General features: G+C 56.3%; 17 protein-coding genes. 8 read left to right on the forward strand and 9 right to left on the reverse strand.

What is annotated here, in order from left to right; genetic code table 11:
- Positions 1–3 precede the first annotated feature (3 nt).
- From C6366_RS05650 to C6366_RS05665, 4 genes are all read left to right on the forward strand, one after another.
- A complete protein-coding gene (locus C6366_RS05650; protein ID WP_107736364.1) occupies positions 4–1,206 on the forward strand; it encodes an FprA family A-type flavoprotein in 1,203 nt (400 codons plus the stop codon).
- Between the two features lie 449 nt (positions 1,207–1,655).
- On the forward strand, positions 1,656–2,615 hold the full coding sequence (locus C6366_RS05655) for a hydrogenase small subunit (RefSeq protein ID WP_107736365.1): 960 nt from the start codon (positions 1,656–1,658) through the stop codon (positions 2,613–2,615).
- Positions 2,616–2,670: 55 nt separating this feature from the next.
- Positions 2,671–4,371, forward strand: coding sequence for a nickel-dependent hydrogenase large subunit (locus C6366_RS05660; protein WP_107736366.1), 1,701 nt, complete (start codon positions 2,671–2,673; stop codon positions 4,369–4,371).
- Between the two features lie 116 nt (positions 4,372–4,487).
- Positions 4,488–4,988, forward strand: a complete 501-nt coding sequence (locus C6366_RS05665) for a HyaD/HybD family hydrogenase maturation endopeptidase (RefSeq protein WP_107736367.1) — start codon at positions 4,488–4,490, stop codon at positions 4,986–4,988.
- A 259-nt stretch (positions 4,989–5,247) separates the two neighbouring features.
- On the opposite strand, the gene C6366_RS05670 is transcribed toward C6366_RS05665, so the two are convergent.
- The 4 genes from C6366_RS05670 to C6366_RS05685 all read right to left on the reverse strand — a co-directional run bounded on the left by C6366_RS05670 (position 5,248) and on the right by C6366_RS05685 (position 10,478).
- Complete coding sequence (locus C6366_RS05670) at positions 5,248–5,640, reverse strand: response regulator transcription factor (protein WP_107736368.1); 393 nt, start codon at positions 5,638–5,640, stop codon at positions 5,248–5,250.
- Positions 5,641–5,766: 126 nt separating this feature from the next.
- Positions 5,767–6,144, reverse strand: coding sequence for a response regulator (locus tag C6366_RS05675; RefSeq protein WP_107736369.1), 378 nt, complete (start codon positions 6,142–6,144; stop codon positions 5,767–5,769).
- 247 nt (positions 6,145–6,391) lie between these two features.
- Positions 6,392–8,065 (reverse strand): PAS domain S-box protein, encoded by a 1,674-nt coding sequence (locus C6366_RS05680; protein ID WP_158269664.1) that lies wholly within the window; start codon positions 8,063–8,065, stop codon positions 6,392–6,394.
- Positions 8,066–8,294: 229 nt separating this feature from the next.
- Positions 8,295–10,478: a glutamine synthetase III gene (locus tag C6366_RS05685; protein WP_107736371.1), complete on the reverse strand. Its 2,184-nt coding sequence runs from the start codon at positions 10,476–10,478 to the stop codon at positions 8,295–8,297.
- 317 nt (positions 10,479–10,795) lie between these two features.
- Here C6366_RS05685 and ilvN point away from each other — a divergent pair, with 317 nt between their 5' ends.
- Together ilvN and C6366_RS05695 are read left to right on the forward strand one after the other, a co-directional pair.
- On the forward strand, positions 10,796–11,275 hold the full coding sequence (gene ilvN / locus C6366_RS05690; RefSeq protein ID WP_107736372.1) for an acetolactate synthase small subunit: 480 nt from the start codon (positions 10,796–10,798) through the stop codon (positions 11,273–11,275).
- Positions 11,276–11,333: 58 nt separating this feature from the next.
- Entirely contained in the window at positions 11,334–12,248 is a 915-nt protein-coding gene (locus C6366_RS05695) for a phosphate acyltransferase (RefSeq protein WP_107736373.1), read from the forward strand.
- Between the two features lie 51 nt (positions 12,249–12,299).
- Here the strand turns inward: C6366_RS05695 and C6366_RS05700 are convergent, their stop codons facing one another.
- The 5 genes from C6366_RS05700 to C6366_RS05720 form a co-directional block, all read right to left on the reverse strand.
- The gene (locus C6366_RS05700; protein ID WP_158269665.1) at positions 12,300–13,622 is read right to left on the reverse strand and encodes an ATP-binding protein; all 1,323 of its coding nucleotides are present in this window, start codon (positions 13,620–13,622) and stop codon (positions 12,300–12,302) included.
- A 67-nt stretch (positions 13,623–13,689) separates the two neighbouring features.
- Positions 13,690–14,394: a winged helix-turn-helix domain-containing protein gene (locus C6366_RS05705; protein ID WP_107736409.1), complete on the reverse strand. Its 705-nt coding sequence runs from the start codon at positions 14,392–14,394 to the stop codon at positions 13,690–13,692.
- 148 nt (positions 14,395–14,542) lie between these two features.
- Positions 14,543–17,674 (reverse strand): efflux RND transporter permease subunit, encoded by a 3,132-nt coding sequence (locus C6366_RS05710; protein WP_107736375.1) that lies wholly within the window; start codon positions 17,672–17,674, stop codon positions 14,543–14,545.
- On the reverse strand, positions 17,671–18,846 hold the full coding sequence (locus C6366_RS05715; protein WP_233248407.1) for an efflux RND transporter periplasmic adaptor subunit: 1,176 nt from the start codon (positions 18,844–18,846) through the stop codon (positions 17,671–17,673). Before C6366_RS05715 ends, C6366_RS05710 begins: the two co-directional genes overlap by 4 nt.
- An 11-nt stretch (positions 18,847–18,857) precedes the next feature.
- Entirely contained in the window at positions 18,858–20,312 is a 1,455-nt protein-coding gene (locus C6366_RS05720; RefSeq protein ID WP_158269667.1) for an efflux transporter outer membrane subunit, read from the reverse strand.
- 263 nt (positions 20,313–20,575) lie between these two features.
- On the opposite strand from C6366_RS05720, the gene C6366_RS05725 reads away from it, so the two are divergent.
- Positions 20,576–21,604, forward strand: coding sequence for a DUF2860 family protein (locus C6366_RS05725; protein ID WP_107736378.1), 1,029 nt, complete (start codon positions 20,576–20,578; stop codon positions 21,602–21,604).
- A 32-nt stretch (positions 21,605–21,636) separates the two neighbouring features.
- On the forward strand, positions 21,637–22,071 hold the full coding sequence (locus tag C6366_RS05730) for a DUF4019 domain-containing protein (RefSeq protein WP_107736379.1): 435 nt from the start codon (positions 21,637–21,639) through the stop codon (positions 22,069–22,071).
- The last annotated feature ends 124 nt before the right edge of the window (positions 22,072–22,195 follow it).

Raw genomic sequence — 22,195 nt, forward strand, 5'->3', positions numbered from 1 at the left:
CGAATGCTGCCAGTCGAAATCAAAAAGGATATTTTCTGGGTCGGTTCCGTGGACTGGAACCTCAGGGACTTTCACGGCTACTCCCTTGCCCGGCGGGGCACCACCTATAACGCCTACCTGGTCAAGGACGAAAAAATCGCTCTTTTCGACCTGGTTCCCGCGAATCATGTGGGCGAGTTGCTCCGTTGCCTCAAGGCCACCATTGATCCGGAACAAATCGACTACTTGATCGTCAACCATGTGGAGCCGGACCACTCCGGGGCACTGCCCAAGATCATGGACATCGTCAAACCGGAAAAAGTGTTCTGCTCGCCCATTGCCAAGCAGGCCCTGATCAGCCACTACCACCGCGAGGACTGGCCTTACGAGGTCGTAGCCACTGGGGACAGCATCAGCCTGGGCAAGCGAACGGTTACCTTCCTGGAAACCAAGATGTTGCACTGGCCGGACAGCATGTTTTCCTTCATTCCAGAGGACAAGCTGCTTATCTCCAGCGACGCCTTCGGCCAGAACCTCGCTTCCAGCGAACGGTTCGACGACCAGGTGGATAAAAGTCTATTGTTCGATTTGGCCGCCAGTTACTACGCGAACATCATCCTGCCCTTCTCCCCGCTGGTGCAAAAGCTGTTGGCCAAGATCGGGGAGATGGGCTGGGACATCGACATGATCGCCCCGGATCACGGATTGATCTGGCGAACCCACATCCCGGGAATCCTGGCCAAATACGGAGAGTGGAGCGCCCAAAAACCTCAGCGAAAGGCCGTGGTGTTCTACGACACCATGTGGAAGAGCACCGACCGCATGGCCCGGGCCATTGCCGACGGGATGATGGCCGAGGGCGTAAGCGTGCGTCTGTTCTCGTTAAAGTCGGCCCACCATAGCGATGTCATGCCGTACATTATGGACGCCCAAGCCGTCGTTGCTGGTTCTCCAACCCACAACAACGGCATGCTTCCATTGCTCGCGGACATGCTGACCTACATGAAGGGGCTCAAACCACAGGGCAAAATCGGCGCTGCCTTCGGCTCCTACGGTTGGAGCGGCGAGGCGGCCAAGCAGATTTCCGAGTTCCTGCAATCCGCCAAGGTAGAGATTGTCGCCGAGCCGCTGCGGGTCAAAAACGTCCCCACTGACCAGGATCTGGCCGTCTGCCAGGATTTCGGCAGTAAGATCGGACGAGAAGTGATCTCTCGCGTTCCTGAGTAGTTTTTTTACGGATTATACGACCACCCTCGCCGCCCCGTTCGTTCCGGGCGGAGCCGGGACCGAATGAAAGCAAAGGGCGCTCATATGAGCGTCCTTTCTCATTGCTACCTTCCGAGAGCATGACGGTTGTCTTTTTCACGGAGATGAATCTCGGCTGACCCGAGTACCATTCCTTGGCAATCAGTTGTCTTTTTGTAAGATAAAACAAAAAAGTGTGCTCCCAGCCCCTTTTGGTTGACATGCTTCTGTCGCGGGGCTAGGTAATTCACCATACTTTGGAAAAGCATTGTGTTGAAATGTTCTTTTTTTCACAGGTTCTGGAGTAGGAAGAAGGCTATTCCGCCTAGCCCTGAGAAGCGACATTTTTTCAATGTCTGAAAACCTTTACCTTTAATGCTTTTCACCAAAGGCGATTTCTTCCTGTTTAACCGTTTAAACGGAGGTGGGTTATGAGACTCAGTGTTGGTCTGGCAAAGGAAGGGGCCGAGAAACGGCTCGAATGCCGTGGCGTGAATCGCCGCGACTTCATGAAATTCTGTGCGACCGTCGCCGCTGTCATGGGCATGGAAGCCTCGTTCGCCAAGCAGGTCGCGGCCGCATTGACCGATCCGCGCAGACCCTCGGTGGTCTACTTTCACTTCGCGGAATGCACCGGTTGCTCCATGGCCGTTGTCCGTACGGTCAGCCCGTACATCGACGAATTGCTTCTGGACACCATTTCCCTGGATTATCACGAAACCCTGATGGCCGCCGCCGGGGACGCCGCTGAAGACGCCCTGGAGCAGGCCGTGTCCTCTCCCCATGGGTTCATCGCCGTTGTCGAAGGCGCCATTCCCACCAAGGACAACGGCATTCACGGCATGGTCGGCGGACATACCATGCTGGAAATGGCCCAGAAGTATTTGCCCAAGGCCCAGGCCGTGATCGCCATCGGTGCCTGCGCAACCTTCGGCGGCGTCCAGGCCGCTGATCCGAACCCCACCGACGCCATGGGCGTGAACGAACTGATGGAGCACCTCGGTCTGCCGACACGGGCCATCAATGTCGCCGGCTGTCCGCCTAGCCCATACAACTTCGTGGGCACCGTGGTCCACCTGCTGACCAAGGGCATGCCCGAACTTGACCGCCTGAATCGCCCGAAGATGTTCTACGGCGAGTCGGTTCACGAATTGTGCGAACGGTTGGACCATTTCTTCAATTACGAATTCGCCCCGTCTTTCGATTCTGAAGAGGCCAGAAAGGGTTGGTGTTTGTATGAAGTCGGCTGCAAGGGCCCGGACACCTACAATAACTGCCCCAAGGTCAAGTTCAACGAGACAAACTGGCCTGTGGAAGCCGGCCATCCCTGCATCGGTTGCAGCGAGCCGAAATTCTGGGACCAGCTCAGCCCGTTCTACAAGCCGGTCTAGGCTGCCTTGATTTGTAAACCGTGATTCATGAAACCTATCGTAAGGAGGACATACCATGTCAGGCTGTAAGCCCCAAGCCGCACCGGTCATTCCGGTGACACCACAAAGCGCCTACTCCGGACCGATCGTCGTTGATCCGTTGACCCGGATCGAAGGCCATCTGCGTCTGGAAGTGGAAGTGGACAACGGCAAAGTCGTCAACGCCCGTTCCAGCTCCCAGTTGTACCGTGGTCTGGAGACCATTCTGAAGGGTCGCGACCCAAGAGACGCGCAGCACTTCACCGCTCGCGCGTGCGGGGTCTGAAACTACACACATGCCCTGGCATCCACCCGATGCCTGGACGACGCCGTGGGCGTCGAAATTCCTGATAATGCCCGGATCATCCGCAACTTGGTCATGGCTTCGCAAATTGTGGCCGACCATTTTATTCACTTCTACGTTCTGCACGCCCTGGACTGGGTCGACGTCACCAGCGCCTTGCAGGCCGATCCGGTCAAGGCCGCCAAGATCGCCAACAACATCTCCCCGCGCCCGACCAAGGCTGAGGATTTGAAGGCCGTACAAGAGCGCTTGACCACCTTCGTCAACCAGGGTCAGCTAGGCATTTTTACCAACGCCGACTTCCTGGGCGGACATCCGGCCTACTACCTGCCGCCGGAAGTGAACCTGATCGCCACGGCCCACTACCTGGAGGCCCTGCGCCTGCAGATCAAGGCCACCCGGGCCATCGCCATCTTCGGCGGCAAGGTTCCGCATACCCAGTTCACCATCAGCGGCGGGGTGACCTGCTACGAATCCCTGCGGCCCGAGCGACTGGAAGAGTACCGATCCCTGTTGCGAGAAACCCGTGAATTCATCGAGCAGATGTACATTCCAGACTTGCTGGCAGTGGCCTCCTACTACAAGGATTGGGCCGGCATCGGCGGATGTACCAACTATCTGGCCTTCGGCGAGTTCCCGAAGAACGAAAGAGACCTGAAGAGCCGCTGGCTGCCGCCCGGCGTGATCATGAACCGCGACCTGTCCAACGTCCAGGACGTTGATCCCAAGGCCATCTACGAGCACGTGGCCGCGAGCTGGTACGAAGGCTCCGAGGCCCGCCATCCCTACGAGGGCGTGACCGAGCCCAAGTACACCAAGCTGGGCGATACCGAGCGTTACTCCTGGATGAAGGCTCCGCGGTATCAGGACGAGCCCATGGAAGTCGGCCCGCTGGCCGCCGTGCTGGTGGCCTACGGCAAGGGCCAGCCCGAGACCGTCGCCGCCGTGGATCTTGTTCTGAACCACCTCGGCGTGGGCCCCGAAGCCCTGCACTCCACCCTGGGCCGGACCGCGGCCCGCGGCATCCATACTCTGACCATTGCCCAAAAGATGGAAGACTGGCTGGACGAACTGGTGGACAACCTGAAGAGCGGAAACAACAAGATCGCCGAGAACCATGAAATGCCCGACGAGGCCGAGGGTGTCGGATTCGCCGACGTGCCCCGCGGCGCGCTGAGCCATTGGATCAAGATCAAGGGCGGCAAGATCGAGAACTTCCAGTTGGTGGTTCCCTCCACCTGGAACCTCGGACCGCGCTGCGCCAAGGGCAAGCTGGGACCGGTGGAAGAAGCGCTGATCAACACGCCCATCGCCGATCCGAAGCGCCCCGTGGAACTGTTGCGCACCGTGCACTCCTTCGACCCCTGCATCGCCTGCGGCGTGCACGTCATCGACTCCAAGACCAACCAGGTTCACGAGTTCAAGGTCCTGTAAGCACATAACCTGAGCGTCCGGCGTCGCCTTTCGCGACGCCGGACGGTATGCATGCACGGAGAGCGAAGGGACCCCGTGGGTTGGGGAATCTTCGCTCTCCGTATTTGGAAAATCCGATGAACGATCATAATTCCCGGAAAATTCTAGTCCTCGGAGTGGGCAATATTTTGCTCAAGGACGAGGGCGTCGGCGTGAAGACCGTTGAAAAGCTGCGCGACGGGTACTCCTTTTCCTCCAACGTCGAACTCATGGACGGCGGCACCCTGGGCATGGCCTTGATGGAGCCGATCATGGAGTTTGATCGGCTGATCGTCGTGGACGCCGTGGTCAACGGGGGTGAGCCTGGAACGCTGTACCGGCTGACCGGCGTGGAGATGGGCAAGAGCGTGGCCTTCAAGAACTCCATGCACCAGACCGACCTCCTGGAGACCCTGGCCACCTGCAAGGTTCTGGGCAACTGCCCGGAAACCGTGGTCATCGGCATGGAGCCCAAGGAATACGATCCGTGGGGCACGGAATTGACCCCGCCCTGCCAGGCCCGTCTGGAAGACCTCTGCCGGGCCGTGCTTCGGGAAATTGCGGAGCAGGGCGGCGAGTATCGCCCGAACGCGGCTTGATGCCCCGTTCGATGTTCTGTTGAAAGACGAGCCACTTTTAGTGGGTGTGTTGGACTTGGTGGGTGCCAAGTCCAACCCCGCAAAATTCCGTAAAGTGCGTCTATTGCACTTGGCTATTCAGCGGAATCGGACAGGAAGTCCGGTGTCCGACCCTTCCCCTATCGACTCTTCCCTTTCGGGTTTCCTCATCCGGTTCCGTTGAACGGATACAAGCAATCCCTGACGTCGTCCTGGTGCTGGGTGTGCCTAATTGCCCGTGTCAGGTATTGTCAGGTTTCGCTGAAGGGCTGGGTTGCTCAGCAAAAAAGGAGCCAATGCTTTTTTCCAATCTGTCAAGATTAAACGGCTTGACAATACAGTCGTGGGCGCCCAGTTGCATAGCCAATGCCCTCACCTGCTCCTCTATCATGGCTGTAATGACAATAACCTCTGTTTCGGGGTTGGCGTGCTTAATCTGTTTCAGCACGTCAAATCCGCCTTTTCCGGGCATAATAAGATCCAGCAAGACAACTCGGGGCTGGAACGAGCGATTTTTTTCAAGAGCCTCTTCGCCGTCCACGGCTGCCTCGACGGTATAGCCCTTTAAGCCAAGATACATTTGCAGCAGCCTGACCAATTCGGCCTCATCGTCAACAATCAGAATTTTGCGCAAAGTTCCCCCTTGCCGTCACCGAACCAGGTTGACCTTCCATTGCCGGACGATCCGAAAAAATATCCTTTACCCATCTCAACAAGCCATTGTCGCAATGATGCGGAAGGCTTCAGGCGTGTAACGATGTCATGGAGCAGACAGAAGTTTTTGCATTTTGGCTTCCAGGTTTTGAATATTCACCGGTTTGGGAATAATGATTCTGTTGCCGACGAGGGCTCCGGAATGGACCTCCTTTCTGGTCACGATGGCCGTAACAAAGATGATGGGAATGGACCGGGTCTCGGGGTTGTTCAGGAGATTTTCGGACAATTCGGATCCGCTCGCCCCGGGCATGACAATGTCGAGGAGAATGATGTCCGGTTTCTCGACTATCGCCGCTTTTTTCCCAGTCCTCGCATCGTGTGCCGTAATCACCTGATACTTCCCCGACATTTCCAGGGCTTTCTTTATTGCGCGACAAAAATCCTCTTCATCGTCAATGACCAGCACCTTCTTCTTGGACATGGCAGCCCTCCTGGCACGGGGGCAATCGCCCCGCGGTTACTTTAATATGACCTTGTGCTCATTTAGCCTCAACAAACGTGACAAGGTAGCTGCTCAACAAACGGTATTGCTCACATAGATAGAGTTGTTGAACACCATGGAAAACAAATGGATTCCGGTCTTCGCCGGAATGGCGGATGAAGAATATTGCTACATGTTGAAGTCATGCCGACGAAGGTCGGCGCGGAACGCTATTCAGGTCTTTTTTCTAGCTTTGCTGAGTAGTTACGTGACAAGTTGGGTTAAGATCGTCGCGGAGTCGTGGAGGCTGTCCCTCCTTGTCGGCTTCATTCACCGGCAAGTCGATGAAAAATGTCGCTCCGCCCTGCCTGTTGTTTTCCGCCCAAATTTTTCCTCCATGCTGTTGAACGATCCCGTGCGATATTGACAGCCCCATTCCAGTGCCTTTGCCTTGATCCTTCGTGGTATAGAACGGATCAAATACTCGTAACAAGTCCTTTTTTATGATGCCCGTGCCGGTGTCGGCGACTTCAATCCTCAAGTAATCCTTGCCAGCGGAGCGGACCATCCGCGTGCAAATATCCAACCGCTTTATTTCCATTCCTTCCATTGCCGCCAGGGCATTGGTCAAGAGATTTATCAGCACTTGGTCAATCTTGTTCACGTCCACGGGGATGGACGGGGCCTGGGCGTCGTACTGGGTTGAAACTTCAACTTCTTCGATCCTCATCTGGGTTGCGTACATTTGCAACAATTCGTTAATAATCGAGCTGATATCGCTTAAAACCAGTGTTTCCCTGGATGTGCGTGAAAACTGTTTAAGATTGTCGGCAATGGCAACGATCCGCTCAATCTGCTTGATGCACACGTCAACCTCTTCCTGCATGCCTGGAGGCAGACTGTCCATGCTTTTGAATATCTGCATTTCCAGGGAGATAATGTTCAACGGGTTAAGAATCTCGTGCGCCACGCCAGCCGAAATACGGCTCAGCGCGTTCATCTTTTCCGCCTGCTGGAGACGCAACTCCAGGCTTTTCCGGGTTTCCCGAAGTTCCTCAATGTCGTATTTCTGCTGAATTTCCTTGTTTTTTCGTTCGGTTATGTCCTCAAATATCGCGTACACCTGGAACGGAGTCTTTTCGCCAGAGAAAAAAATCGGCACTGCAGTGATGGACAGCCAGTAGTTGAGCTGGTTTTCCGAGTGGATGATTTCCCTCACCACAGGCCCGACCATTTGACCAGTCTGGAGCGCCGATGCCGTGGGAAGCTGGGCTTCGGACAGTCTTTTGCCGTCCTCGTCAAGCACTTTCCAGTGGGGGATCATCTGCTTTGTCCCGATCATCTGAGATTCGGAAGCTCCGAACATCCTCTCCGCGGCGGGATTTGCCGAAATCACCTTGCCGTCCCCATCATAGTAGATGACGGCCAAAGACATCGTCTCGAACTGACCCCGATGTTTCGCTTCGCTTTGGCGTAACTCTTGTTCAGCACGTTTGCGGTCGGTGATGTCGGTCATGAATCCGTGATACTGGATGATGTCCCCGGTTTCATCCCGCACAGCCCGCGCATTGATGGACGCCCAGAATTCGCTGCCGTCCCTGCGTCGCAGAACACATTCATAGTTGGCGACCTCTTCTTGATTCTCAAGGATGCGGCTCAATTTGGTCCTGTCATCAGCAGAGGCATAAACCTGTCTGGCGATATCCGTAATAGACCCGATCAATTCCTCAGGTGTGGAATATCCGTACATTTTGGCCAGAGCCGGGTTGACTTTGAGATAGCTGCTTCTTGGGGTGATAGCGGAATGACTGAATTCCGGAGTCGAGATGAAAAAGCCGATGGGCGCGTTCCTCAGGAGATCAAAACAGTCGTGGAATCCTGTCTGGCCATGGTCATTCGTGAGGGGCGACTTCGTGGCCATGCTAATCTCCTGGGCAGCATGATTAATTAGAAAGTTGGATGCAAGACCGAAACCGGACGGGGAACGAGGATGAAAAGTAATCTGGTGAGATCCAGAACTTATTTCCCACATACATAAACCAAAAACCAGCGCCGCGACAAGTATGGTGCCTGAGAGTGTCGGTTTTTCCAACGCAAAAGGCCGCCCAGATGGGCGGCCTTTTGCGTTTCCGGCTGGGAGGGGCGGAAAGTTATTTGATGAACAGCATCTCCTGGTAGCTGGGCAGGGCCCACAGGTCGTCGGCCACCACCGTCTCCAGGGAGTCGGCCCATTCTCGGACCGTGTTGATCGCCGGAAGGACCTTTTCGCAGAAGTACTTGGCTTCCTTGAGGGTGTCCCCGTGAGGGACCTTTTCCAGCAAGCCTTCCAGCTCGCCCACGGCTTTCTGCAGAGTGCGCAGTTTGGCGGTCACGTCCTCCAGGGTGATCATCTTCACGTCGTGGCCGATGGCCTTGAGGTTGGCGCAGGTGGTAGCCAATTCGCCCTGGTAGCGCATGGCGGCGGGGAAGATCACGGTCTTGGCCAGGCGGATGGCCAGGTTCGCCTCAGTGTTGATGGTCTTGCTGTACTGCTCCAGGTAAATTTCCTGACGAGAATGCAGTTCCGCCTCAGAGAGCACCCCGTAGGTTTTGAACAGCTCGATCACCGGCTTGCTGGTAATCTCGGGCAAAGCTTCGGGGGTCGTCTTCAGGTTGGGCAGACCCCGTTTTTCGGCTTCCTTATGCCATTCCTCTGAATAGCCGTCTCCGTTGAAGACGATGGCTTCGTGCTCGGTGATGACTTTTTTGAGCAGAGCCTGGACGGCGTTGTTCAGCTTCCCGGGATCGCCCTTGGTGGCCTTTTCCAGTTCCGTGGCCATGTAGTCCAGGGACTCGGACATCATCGTGTTCAGGGCCACCTGCGGCCCGGCGATGGACTGGGCAGAGCCCACGGCGCGGAATTCGAAGCGGTTGCCGGTAAAGGCGAAGGGGCTGGTCCGGTTGCGGTCGCCAGGGTCCATGGGCAGCGGCGGCAGGGTGTCCACGCCCACTGTGAGGGCATCTTTCTTCTTGCTCCCTCGTACGGCCCCGGCCTTGATCTGGTCAAACACGTCGGTCAGTTGCGCGCCCAGGTAGACGGACATGATCGCCGGAGGAGCCTCGTTGGCGCCGAGGCGATGGTCGTTGGAAGCCGTGGCTACGGTGGCCCGCAACAACGCACCGAACTTGTGCACGGCTCGGATGGCCGCGGCGCAGAAGATCAGGAACTGGGCGTTTTCATGGGGCGTTTCGCCCGGATCGAACAGACTGCCCAGTTCGGCGTTGCCGATGGAGTAGTTCAAGTGCTTTCCGGAGCCGTTGATCCCGGCGAACGGCTTTTCGTGCAGCAGGCATTCCATGCCGTAGCGCTTGGCGACGTTGCGCAGCACGGTCATCACCAATTGGTTGTGGTCCGTGGCCAGGTTGCCGGCCTCGAAAATCGGTGCGATTTCATACTGTCCGGGAGCGACTTCGTTGTGCCGGGTCTTTACGGGCACGCCCAGCTTGTACAGTTCTCGGTCCACTTCCATCATGAAAGATAGGACGCGGCGCGGAATGGCTCCGAAGTACTGATCTTCGAACTCCTGGCCCTTGGCCGGTTTGGCACCGAACAGGCTGCGACCGGCGATGAGCAGGTCGGGGCGGGTGAAGACGAAGTTGCGGTCGATCAGGAAGTATTCCTGTTCCGGCCCAGCATAGGAGGTCACCGGGAGCTTGGTCTCCACGCCGAACAGGCCGAGCACTCGCTTGGCCTGCTTGTTCAGGGCCTGCAAGGAACGTAGAAGCGGCGTCTTTTTGTCCAGGGCCTCGCCTGTCCAGGAGACGAAGGCCGTGGGAATGCAGAGGAAGGTTCCGTTGGGGTTTTCCAGGATGTAGGCCGGACTGGTCACGTCCCAAGCCGTGTAGCCGCGGGCTTCGAAGGTGGTCCGCAAACCGCCGGAGGGAAAGCTGGAAGCGTCCGGCTCGCCCTGAATCAGCAGCTTGCCGCTGAACTGGGCCAGTGCCCCGCCGTTGCCGTCCGGGACCAGGAAGGCGTCGTGCTTTTCCGCGGTCAGACCGGTCAACGGGTAGAATACGTGAGTGAAATGGGTGGCCCCTTTCTCAATGGCCCAATCCTTCATGGCGTTGGCCACGATGTCCGCTAGGGCCGGGTCCAGCTTTTCGCCATACTCAATGGTTTTCTTCAGGGACTTGTAGGCATCAGAAGGCAGACGTTCCTTCATCACCTTGTCGTTGAAGACGTTGCAGCCGAAAAGATCCGTGGGCTTGGTTTCCGCAAAGTTCAACGGTGCCTCGGAGGGCGCGTAATTGGTGACCGCTGAAATGGCGTTCAGACGTGACTGGATTCCGCTCATGAAAATTCTCCTTTGTAGCTCTTCTCGTGTTGACAAATATCCGGCCTCAAGAAATGAAGACCTTGCAACCTGACGTTCTGTTCGGAATCGCCCCCTCTTGTTTCGCCAAGGGCTTTCCAATTTGCTTGGTTTATAGCAAAAGGTGTTCCAAAAATTTTTTTTAGATATTCCAGGGTATTGAATCTCTAGTACGCAATGAGGTCTTTCATTTTTGTATTCTTTTGGCTTTGTTATTTGTCATTTTAGGTCAATTTATTACATTTTTGTTTAAAATATTTTTGTGGGCAGCGCCGACTTTTCCGAAGGGAGGAACCATCATGACCCAGACCATATCCGCCTTGACCAAAAACAAACCCGGAGTTTTGGCCGACATGGCCCAGGCCATCCGTAAACACAACGTGAACATCCGCAGCATCTCCGCCGGAGAGACCGAGGATCCGGACATCTCCCGGCTGACCATCGGCCTGGACGGCACCGACGAGGACGTTCAGCGGATCACCGAGGACATGGCAGCGATGGACGTGATCATCGGCATGGACGATCTGCGGCGCAAGGAATTCGTGGACCGGGAGCTGGTTCTGGTCAAAGTGGCCATGGACCCGGCCAACACCACCCAGATCATGCAGATTTTCGAGGTGTTCCGGGCCAACGTGGTGGGCATGGGCAGGCAAACCATCACCGTGGAGATGAGCGGGGACCGGGAGCGGGTGGAAGGGTTGATCAACATGCTCAAGCCTCATGGCATCAAGAGCCTGTGCCGCTCCGGGATGATCGCCCTCAAGCGAGGGGACGAATGAGACCTCTTGCCGCCGCTTCGCTGACGATCCTCCGCGACAGCCGATACCTTCGACGCCCATGACCATCACTTCCCTCGACGATTTGATCCGCTCGGCGGCCACGGCTGACCAAAGCCCGAAGTTGGCCATTGCCCGTTCCGGAGACGCCTTTGTCCTGGAGGCCGCGATGCAGGCCTATGCCGCCGGGGTGGTGGAGCCCGTGCTCATCGGCGACATGGACGCCACCCGGCGCATTGCCGAGGATCTGGGCGCGGACATCTCGGACTTGCGCGGCGTTCACCTTCCGGACGACGAGGCCGCGGTGCGGGAGGCCGTCCGGATGTTCCGAGAGGGCGAGGCCGCGCTGATCATGAAGGGCGCGGTTTCCACGAGTACGCTGCTCAAGGCCGTGCTGGACAAGACCAACGGCGTTCCGCCCCAAGGTATTCTCAGCCATGTCACGGTGTTTGAGAACCCTCATTCCGGCAAGCTGATGCTGCTCAGCGATGCCGCGGTGAACATCCGCCCCAACTTGCAGCGCAAGGTGGAAATTCTGCGTAACGCCCTGATCGTGGCCCGGACCCTGGGGATTGCGGCCCCGAGGGCGGCGGTTCTCGCGGCCACGGAAAAAGTCAACTACCCGGCCATGCCCTCTACGCTGGACGCGGACCTCATCGCCCGCATGGGCCGGGAAGGCACCTTTGGGGACGCCCACGTGGCCGGTCCCATGGCCCTGGACTTGGCTCTGTCCGCCAAGGCCGCGGCCAGCAAACGCTTTCACAACGCAGTCGCCGGTCAGGCCGATATCCTGATCACCCCGGACATCGAAAGCGGCAACGTGCTCTATAAATGCCTGAACACCCTGCTCGGTCTGGACGTGGCCGGAGTCGTGGTGGGCAGTTCCGTGCCCATCGTCGTTCCCTCCCGCGGCGACTCCCCCCGGTCCAAGCTGCTTTCCATGGCCTTGGCGGTCTACCTGGCAACGCGGGAGTGAATTGCCGTGTCAGGCTTGAAGGCGGCTATTCCCTACTTTCCGGATAAGCCCTTAATATTGCATGGATGGAGGCACACCGGGCCATTCGATAATAAAACGCGCACCTCCCATTGGGCTTTGCGCAACCCATGCCCGCCCTCCATGCTGCTCGGCCACTCGCCGGACAATGGCCAATCCAAGCCCGAAACCGCCCAAATCACGACTGCGGCTTTCATCCAGGCGCACAAAGGGCTCAAAAATGCGCTCATGTTCTTTTTCGGGAATGCCGGGACCGTTGTCATCAATACACAGCCGAATCAAAGCGCCGTCGCGTTGGACCGTTAACTCGACCTGATCGCGGGCGTACCGCACGGCATTGCGGAGCAGGTTGGTCACCGCGCGCCCCATGTGCAACGGTTCAAAACGTACAATGACTGTCTCAACGTCATCCAAGACACGAAACGAAAAGTGTACGCTTTCCATCTCGGTCCCGACATAGTCAATTATTTCCCTCAACCATTGGACTAGAGGAAGAGCCTCTTGATGAAGTTGCTCCGTTTGCCCGTCAAAACGAAAAAAAGTCAACAGTTCCGCTATCATCGCCTCCAAATCGCCAAGATCACTCCGGATGCCCTCCATGTGCCGTTGCTGTTCTTCGAACGTATCAGCAGCGGCATGCATTTCCAGGCAGAAACGGATACGCGCCAGCGGCGTTCGCAACTCATGAGACACGGCGCGGGTCAGTTCGCGATGGGAGTCGATAAGCTGCTCAATACGTTCGGCCATGCGGTTAAAAGCTTCTTCCACCGGCATGAGAACACTGTGCCGCTTAACTTGAACACGGGTGGAAAAAATGCCTTCACCGAAAGCAATGGCCGCGGTTCGGACCTGTTTGAGGTTACGCCAGAAAGGATAGGCCCAGATCAGCGCCAGCAGGCTTGAAAACACCAATACGGCGATCCAGACATACAATACGAGCGTACCTTCCAGTTTTTTTTCAAGGTCAGAAAAAGGCCCCAATTGCAGCGCATAGCTGCTTTCACCGACGCGCTTGCTGATCCGGTCGCCAGCCTCCTGTACGATGATCATGCCTTGGAGCAGTTGCGCTTTTTCCTCCGGACTGAAGCGCGTTGATTCAATGGGTTGCAAGGAGAGGGGAAAACCGTAATATGGCTGCAGCCTCGCGATGTGATCATCCCAAAGATGGGATTCAATGGTAACGAAGTCAGCGAGGAGCGTGTGAAAGACGCCGCGTGTCAATTCACGATAATGTAATTCAAGATCATTTTTAAGGTAGGCCGACAACAAGCGTTCCGTTATTGGTCCAAAAACGAACTGTATTGCCAACATGGTCATGAGCAGGAAGAGAAAGTAGCTGAGAAAGATGCGTTTCATTGGCTCGAGTGCGCTCCGTCCTGGTTCGGAAAATCCATGGGATTGATGGAAGTGGCGGATGGACCTGTCACCAGGCATCCCGGACGAAAAGATACCCCTGGCCCCAGATGGTCTTGATGCGGCGCGGCTGACCGGCATCGTCGCCCAGTTTGCGGCGCAGGCGCGAGATGGCGACGTCCACGGAACGGTCCAGGCCATCGTAACTAATGCCGCGGACAGCTTCCACAAGCCTGTTGCGGCCCAGCACATGGCCGGCATTGACGGCCAAAAGCCACAGCAGCTCAAACTCGTTGGTGGTCAGTTTAACGATACTGCCGTTGAGGTTGACTTCATGGGCCGACCGTAAAATTTTCAGGCCTCCGAAGCATAACTCATCGGATAGCGCAACGACCTGTTCGTTGCGATCAAACCTGCGGAGAAGCGCTCGAATGCGCGCCAGCAGCACCCTCGGCAAGACCGGCTTTTTAACATAATCATCCGCACCTATCTCCAACCCAGCCACCTGGTCCATATCGTCGTCGCGAGCCGTCAAAATCAGGATCGGACCTGAATAGACCGGGCGCACCTCCTGACAGATTGTCATGCCATCCTTTCCGGGCAGCATCAGATCAAGCAGCAGAAGGTCCGGTTGCTCATCAAGAATGCGTGCCACGGCCCGATCTCCTCGATCCTCCACGATCACCGCGAAGCCCTGCTGTTTGAGGTAGTCGCGGATCAAGGTCGAAAGACGCCGATCATCTTCAATAAGCAAAATACGCTGCTGGACAGGCATGATCTCCCCCACTTGAATTGGACATAATTGTTTTAATATCCTGAGTTGTAATGTTTAGCCGGAACCTGGATCAAGGGTCAATAAACGATGAAAATGGAGCTGCGAAAGGGATTCTGGATCATGAAGGCGTCATGGCGCTATTCATCAGTCATTGAGAGGTCAACACGGGGCGCGGAGGGTTCGCCAGGTTCCACAGATAGCGCTTGATGTCATCGCCAATGAGATAAAGCGTCGGCACCAGCACCAGGGTGACAACCGTGGTGAAGAGCAGGCCGAAACCAAGCGAGACGGCCATGGGAACAAGAAACTGCGCCTGCGGGCTGCGCTCCAGGAGCATGGGGAGCAGGCCGCAGATCGTGGTCAGGCTGGTGAGCATGACGGCTCGAAGGCGTGCTGCTCCGGCGTCCCGCGCGGCTTGGCGCGCCGACTGGCCGACTCGCCGACGTTCATTGATGAATGCCACCAGAATGAGGCTGTCGTTGACCGCCACTCCGGACAACGCCACAAGTCCGCACAGCGACAGCACGCTGACCGGCAAACCCAACGCCCAATGGCCGGCCACGGCGCCCACCAGTCCGAAAGGGATGGCCGCCATGATGATCAATGGCTGGAGATACGAACCTAAAGGCACGGCCATCAGAGCGTAAATGAGAAATATTGCCAGCAGCCCACCCCGGACCAGCACTCCGAGCGATTCAGCCTGATCACGCATTTCGCCGTCAATTTCATAGGACAGCCCTGGATAACGCTGAAGCAAATCCTCCATGACGTCAGCGCGGAACGACTCGATCAGTCGGCCGGGGTCATGGCGTTCCTTGTCCACGTCGGCCATGACATGTACGACCCGTCGGCCATTGTGCCGCTCGATTCTGGCCACCCCTGGCTTCAACCGCGCATCGGCCACGACGGAGAAGGGGATTGCGTCACCCTCCGGAGTGCGGATGCGCATTGCGTGGATGCTCGCCAGGGCGTGGCGTTCAGAAGCGGGATACCGCACGACAACCTTTACTTCTTCCTGGCCGCGTTGCAGCGTCTGCGCCTGCTCGCCATGGAAAGCCCAGCGCACTTGATGGGCCAGGTCTTCGGTATTCAGGCCAAAATGGTGCGCGGCAGGTTTGAGCGAAAGGTGCAATTCAGGTTTTCCAGGCACGAGCGAATCGTGCACGTTATAAACCCCGTCAGTACGGGCCAAATGCGCTTTGAGTGCGTTTGCCGCCAGGCGCAGCGGTTCTTCATCCCGGCTATAGAGCTCAAAGTGAATCGCCTTCCTGGCATTAACCTCATCAGTATGAAATTCCAGTTGTCGTACACCTGGTATTTCGCCAATATGTTCGCGCCATCGTCGTTGGACCTCTTGAGATCTGATGCTGCGTTCTTCCGCTGGCAGAAGCTCCGCCAGGAGCGTCACCTGGGTTTCGTCTTCAGCCCAGGCGATCAGGTGCTGAAGCACGTCTTCGCTTGAACATCCGCTGGCACGCAGTTCGGCATTGACCCGAATCGCCGCGTTTTCGATATGACTCGTTGCCGAGAGCGTTTCCGAAAAAGTGGACCCCGGGACCATGCTTACCTGAACATGGATGATGGTATCGTTAATTTCCGGAAAGAAAACCATACGCACATGGCCGCCTTTCAGGGTTGCCGCGGTAATGAGCAGCAGTACGGCAAAGACGGCCAGGATAGCGTAGGGGCGGTTTAACAGCCGTTCTGACAGGGGACGATAGACATAATCAGTGAACGATTTCATGCCCCGGTCGATCCACCGTTGCAGCCGGGCCAGCGCTCCGCGTTCGTTGCGCCTTGATTGGCATGTTTGCGACAGGTGGGCCGGAAGGATCAATTTGGATTCGATCAGTGAAAACACGAGACAGGCTATGGCCACCAGAGCGATGCCCCGCCAAAGCTCGCCGGTGATGCCCGGCAGCATCAGCATGGGGAGAAAGGCCGCCATGGTCGTCAGCACTCCGAAGGTGGCCGGCACGGCCACCTCGCGGGCACCTTTGATCACGCTGGCCGATCCCGGCCCCTCGCGTTCGACGGTCGCGTGTACGTTCTCCCCGATCACGATGGCGTCGTCCACCAGAAGGCCGATCACCAGAATAAAACCGAAGAGGGTGACCATGTTGATCGTGGCGTCGATAAGGGGGCTGGGCATCAACCACACGGCTCCCAGGATGCTCACCGGGATGCCGGCCATGACCCACAGGGCCACCCGGGCGCGCAAAAACAGCAGCAGTGCCGCGAAAACCAAAACCGCTCCCCACAACAGGTTGGAGCCCATCAGTTTGAGGCTTGCCGACAATACTCGGGATGTGTCGAAAATGACGGAGAGAGCAATGCCTTCGGGCAGGTCCGGCTGCTTTTTGGCCACGTAGTCGTACACGGCGCGGGCCACCTCCATGGTGCTTTGATCGCCAACCCGGAAGACCTGGATGCCTACCGCAAGCTTGCCCTGGTGACGCAAAAACCAGGCCCCCTCCTCAAAGCCGTCATCAATTCGCGCCACTTGGCCCAGGGTAACGCGATGCCCATTGGCATTGCTCTTCAGGATGATGTCGCCGAAATCCTCCGCCATGGACAATTGCCCCATGGTGCGCACCAGGATTTCACCGCCCGAACTCTTGATGATCCCGCCTGGCAAATCCAGGGAGTTGCGCCGTACCGCCCGGGCCACCTCTTCCATGGTCAGGCCGTATTGGCGCAGACGCATTTCCGAGAGCTCAATGGTGATCTGTTCCGGGCGCGTACCGTGGATTTCGGCCTGCCGGATCTGCGGGATGAGAAGCAGATCCTCTTTGATGCTCTGGGCCAGCGCCTTGATCCGGCCTTCATCCAGAGGGCCCGACAAGGCCAGCCACAACACTCCGGTTCGGGTTGTCTCCTGGGCAATGGCCGGTTTTTGGGCCAAAAGAGGCAAGGTGTCCAGGCGATCGACCCGCGCTCGTACAGCATTGAGCATATCGCTCGGATCGGCTGTGTGTCGAAGCATGACCCGCACCGCAGCAAGGCCTTCTTGAGCCTCGGCCACGATCCGTTCGATGCCGTCCAGTCCGTTGAGAACCTCTTCGATTTTTACCAAAATGCCCGCTTCAACATCCGCTGGTGAAGCTCCGGGATACTCGACGTGAATCGTGATCACTCCGGTTGCCATCTCGGGGAAGAATTCCTTGCGAATGGAAAAAGCCGTCAGTAAGCCACCCATGATGATGACAAGCATCAAGAGGTTGGCGGCCACCGGATTGTTGACGAACCAGGCAATCATGCCCTTGTCCGGCCTGGTCATAAATCCTCGCTAATCCTGTTTTCCGTGGAGGTCGCAACCTCCTCGAAGGGTTCCGGGCGGACACGCATGCCTTCCACGGCATATTGGAGGGCGGTAAGGCAAACGCGATCACCGGGTGCGAGGCCCTCGTCGATCCAGGCCCACTTCGCGTCCAGCCTGAGCAGGCGGACGCTTTTGGGGCGCAAACGATCCTCGTCGTCCACAACCCACAGTGTTCCCGAGCGCAAGGCATGCGCCGGAAGAGCCACGACCCCGTCCACCGTGCGTCCGGCAATCTCGGCTTCGACAAAAAGCCCCATGGGCAACGACGGCTGGCCCAGGCGACCTTCAAGCGCATACGGATCATTGATTTCAGCCACCAGAACGACCATGTGCGTTTGCGTGTCAAACACTCCTTCACTGCGGACAATTCTCCCCTGCCACTCCACCTGTCGTCCGGCGATCCGCCCATGCAGGCGGACGGGCGCTTCCAGTTTCCCTTTCATTGACAGGGCATCGAAATCCAAAAAGGCCAGGTCTCGTTCTTCCACGGGCAGGCGGACTTCGGCCTTTTCCACGGAAAAAATATCCGCCAACAGGCCGCCCGGGGCGACGTACTGCCCTAAAGCCACGGCCGTGCGGCGGACCATGGCCGGATAGGGTGCGCGAACTCGTGTTTTTTCGAGTAAGCGGGCGGCTTCGGTCACCTCCGCATTCGCGGCGAGCACTCTGGCCTTTGCGCTGCGCAGTTGCGGCTCCCTGAGCGCCAACGGCGACGCGGGTGAGTTGCCGAACTCAAGCCAGTCGTGGTCAGCCTGCTCAGCCAGGGCGTACTCTTCGGCCAGGGCCATGTCGGCCGCGGCTGCTTCCGCCTTGGCGCGCGCCAAGCGCGTGCTGTATTCCGAGGCTTCGATTTCCAGCATGACCTCACCGGCCCGGAAAAAACCTCCGGCATGAAACCGAGGGGCCACGTGTGAAACGACACCGGAAAGCTCCGCGGCCAAAGCCGTCTCCGCGTGGGATTGAACAGTGCCCTGGGAATGAACATGGAGGATGATTTGGCGGGCTTGGACCGTCACGACCCGCACAAAGGGCATCTTCGCCTCCATACGTTCATCAGGCACGGTCGGCCGTCCTCCCCACAAGGCGGCGGTCAGCATCAAACCGCCGACCAGCGTGATCAACACAATCACATTGGACAACTTCATCTCTCCTCCGCGTATGTGTCATCCTTGGGCTTGAGAGCGACGATGAAGTCGCCGCCCAGCGCAAGATGAAGATTGATCCGGTTTTGCAGTCGTTGCGAATGCGTCAGGGTCAAAGCCGTGCGTGCGGCATAGGTTCTGCGTTGAGCCTCCAGAACGTGAAGCACGTCAACCCGCCCCGCGGCGTAGTATTGCAGGGCCAGTTCCCGTGCCCTTTCAGCCTGCTTCACGGCCAATATCAAGGCCGCCATTTCCTGCTTGGACCGTTCTTCATTGTCCAATGCCTGTTCCACTTGACCGAGGGCTCTTTCCACGACCTGGGCGTAGTCGATCCATGCCGCGCTTGCTTTGGATTCGGCTTCATCCAGCGAGGCCGCAAGCCGCCCTCCCTGGAACAGGGGCTGGACAATACCGGAAGCCAGATTCCAAAGCACGTGGCGACCATCGCTTACATGCATAAGCTGCGACCCGCCCACGCCGACATCGCCCGTCAGACGCACTTGGGGCAGGAATGCCTTGCAGCTGGCCGCGACGCGATGATCCGTGGCAACCAGGCGGCGATAAGCTGCCTGAATATCAGGGCGGCGATCCAAAATTTGTGCTGGCAGGCCCGTTGGAATCGTCATGGACAAATCAGGAAAAACATCCCCTACGGTCAGACGTCCGTCCGGATAACGGCCAATGAGCTGCTGCAAGCGACGTGCTGTCGCGGACAATTCCCTTTCCTGACGCAAGCGTGATTCTTGCGCGGCAGCCAAATCGACCAGGGCAAGACGCATGTCCAAAGCCGTGGCGAGACCGCGCTCAAAGCGTTCCCGCACCTTGCGGGCGCCTAGCTCGTGAGACTGCTCGGCCTGACGGGCGATTTGCACCATTTGATTGAGTGCGATCATCTCGATCCATACCTTGGAAACCTGGGCCGCGAGTGAAAATCGGGCAGCGTCCATGTCGGCTTGCGCGGCGTGAAGATCGGCTTCAGCGGCAGCATTCTGGTCAGCCAGGCGGCCCCACAGGTCCATTTCCCAACTCATGGCCGTCAATCCGCGGTAATGCTTCTGATTTTGACGTATGCGCCGTCCTTCCTGGCTCATGGACGTCGTTCCCCGGCGTGCATCCACATTGGCTTCGACATGAGGCATGCCCTGAGCGCGTATCAGATCGACAACGGCTTGTGCCATGCGGAGGTCGATATACGTTCGTTGCAAGCCAAGATTTTTGGTCAAGGCCTCCTGGATCAAGGCATTGAGTTCGGATGACCGCAATGCCGTCACCCAATCGCTGGATACCGGGGCTGACCCCTGCAAAGACAGGTTTTGCCACTGCTCGGGCAGAGGATAGTTCAGGGCTCGCTCGTCAATTACTGGTTTGGGAAGGCAGCCTTGAGCTAAAAAGAAGAGAAGCAGCGCCAGGGCTCGTATCCATCTGGACCACCCATGCGTTTTGATTCTCATCATGAGGTCACCTTGAGAGTCTGAAGTGATCATTTTTTATAACATCTAGAAAGTAGACCAAAATTTTGAAGGCGATAGTATATGTTCCAGATTCGTCTGTCTGTAGAAATGATGTATGGATTTGTAGACAAGTGTAACAAGAATCTGTTACATTTGTTTACAATGTCTTACCAAAACAACACAGACAGACGTATCGGAAAAACGTAAATGCTCCTTTGTCCGTGGATGCGATATCCGCATAATCTCAACACAAGGAGCAATAAGCGATGATGAAGAAGAGCAGAAAATGTATGATAATTACCAGTGTACTGTTGATAATCCTGCTGACAGGCGGCCCACTTCTGGCCGATTCAACACGGCCACAAGATGTTCCCCCGCGTCCATCTGAGATCATACGTCCGGAGTTGGATAAAATGGTTATGGATCAAGAGGATGAAACAGGCTGGCACGCCAATGTATTATTGGGTGGCGGAGTCATCTCAGGTCGACCCAGCGGTCTCGATTATGACAAAAAAAATAAGAAATTGAAGAGCCTGGACGACAAGGCGGACCGTAAAACCGAACCGATACCGCTGATCATGGGAAGCTTGGGCTATACATTCGGGACAGGCACAACGATACGGACCGACCTAGGCATACTTGATGGTCTTGCGCTCTATATAGACCAATCACTGGGAGATATAGGTTCCATGACACTGGGGATTGACACATCTCGATACGATGTATGGAAAGATCCGTACTTAATAGGCGTTGAGAGAGAACGCACTCGTCTGACACAGACAAAGTTTGTCGCTGAATATAGCATTGCCGGGTTGTCTGTCGGCGGAGGCGTGACATCTCAAAAGGTCAAAGATGACGATGTCGGAAAAAGAGTCGACGAACTGAAACGGGATGGCAATATCTATGATGTAAACGTGGGATATGCGATCGCGACTGAGGATTTTGGCATTCTCCAACCTTCCCTGAGCTACAAAAGACAAGATCTTGACGGAAAAGCTGATTCCTCGCATGGTTATAGCGCAAATATCGTACATAACTACATGATTGGACAGATTACTTTTACAACTGGTTTTTCATACGGGAAAACCCAGTATAAAGATATAAATACATTGGTGAACGTCAAGCGCAAGGATACGGTATATGGAATATCAGAAACCATCACCTATAACAATTTATTCGGGAATCCGAGATTATATGCGATGATGATGCTTGCTTGGGAGACAACTGATTCTAATCATAATATATTCGAGAGTAATTTTTTAACCAGCGGCCTCGGATTCGGATACAATTTTTAAAACTAATAGTAATTTGAATGTGAGGTGAAATCATGAAATTGTCAATAATCTCGTTCGTTGCATTTCTGTTGATTACTGCTATGGTCGGTACCCTTCAAAGCGCGTCGTATTCAGGGGATGCACAGCATGAGTCAGATGCGGTCAGTGTTGCAATAATTTTTCTTGAGCTCATTGATGATGAGCAATATCGCTCCAGTTGGGATTTGACAGCGCCGATCTTCAGAAATGAAGTGTCAAGATCCAATTGGGTAGATATGCTCATGACGGTTCGGCCTTCTCTCGGCGAGGTTGTTGCTCGGGAAGTCAAGGCAGTAGATATCCCGACTTCACGGCAGGGAGTTCCTGACGGCGAATATGGCACGATCACTTTCAACACTTCCTACAGTAATATGGCGGAAGCCGTCGAAACCGTGGCCATGGTTCGGATTGGAATGGAATGGCTTGTTGCCGGATATTTCATACAATGAGTCGGCTGTAAAAGTGTGTATCTACTCAGCACATTTTGCGTCGCTCTTGCTTGGGCAATCGGGATCGGAGTCGGAATCGGAACAGGAAATAATAAGAATGCATCGTAGCGTTTTCGATCCCGAT

The organism is Desulfonatronum sp. SC1 (genome assembly GCF_003046795.1).
In the GTDB taxonomy this organism is placed as follows: domain Bacteria; phylum Desulfobacterota; class Desulfovibrionia; order Desulfovibrionales; family Desulfonatronaceae; genus Desulfonatronum.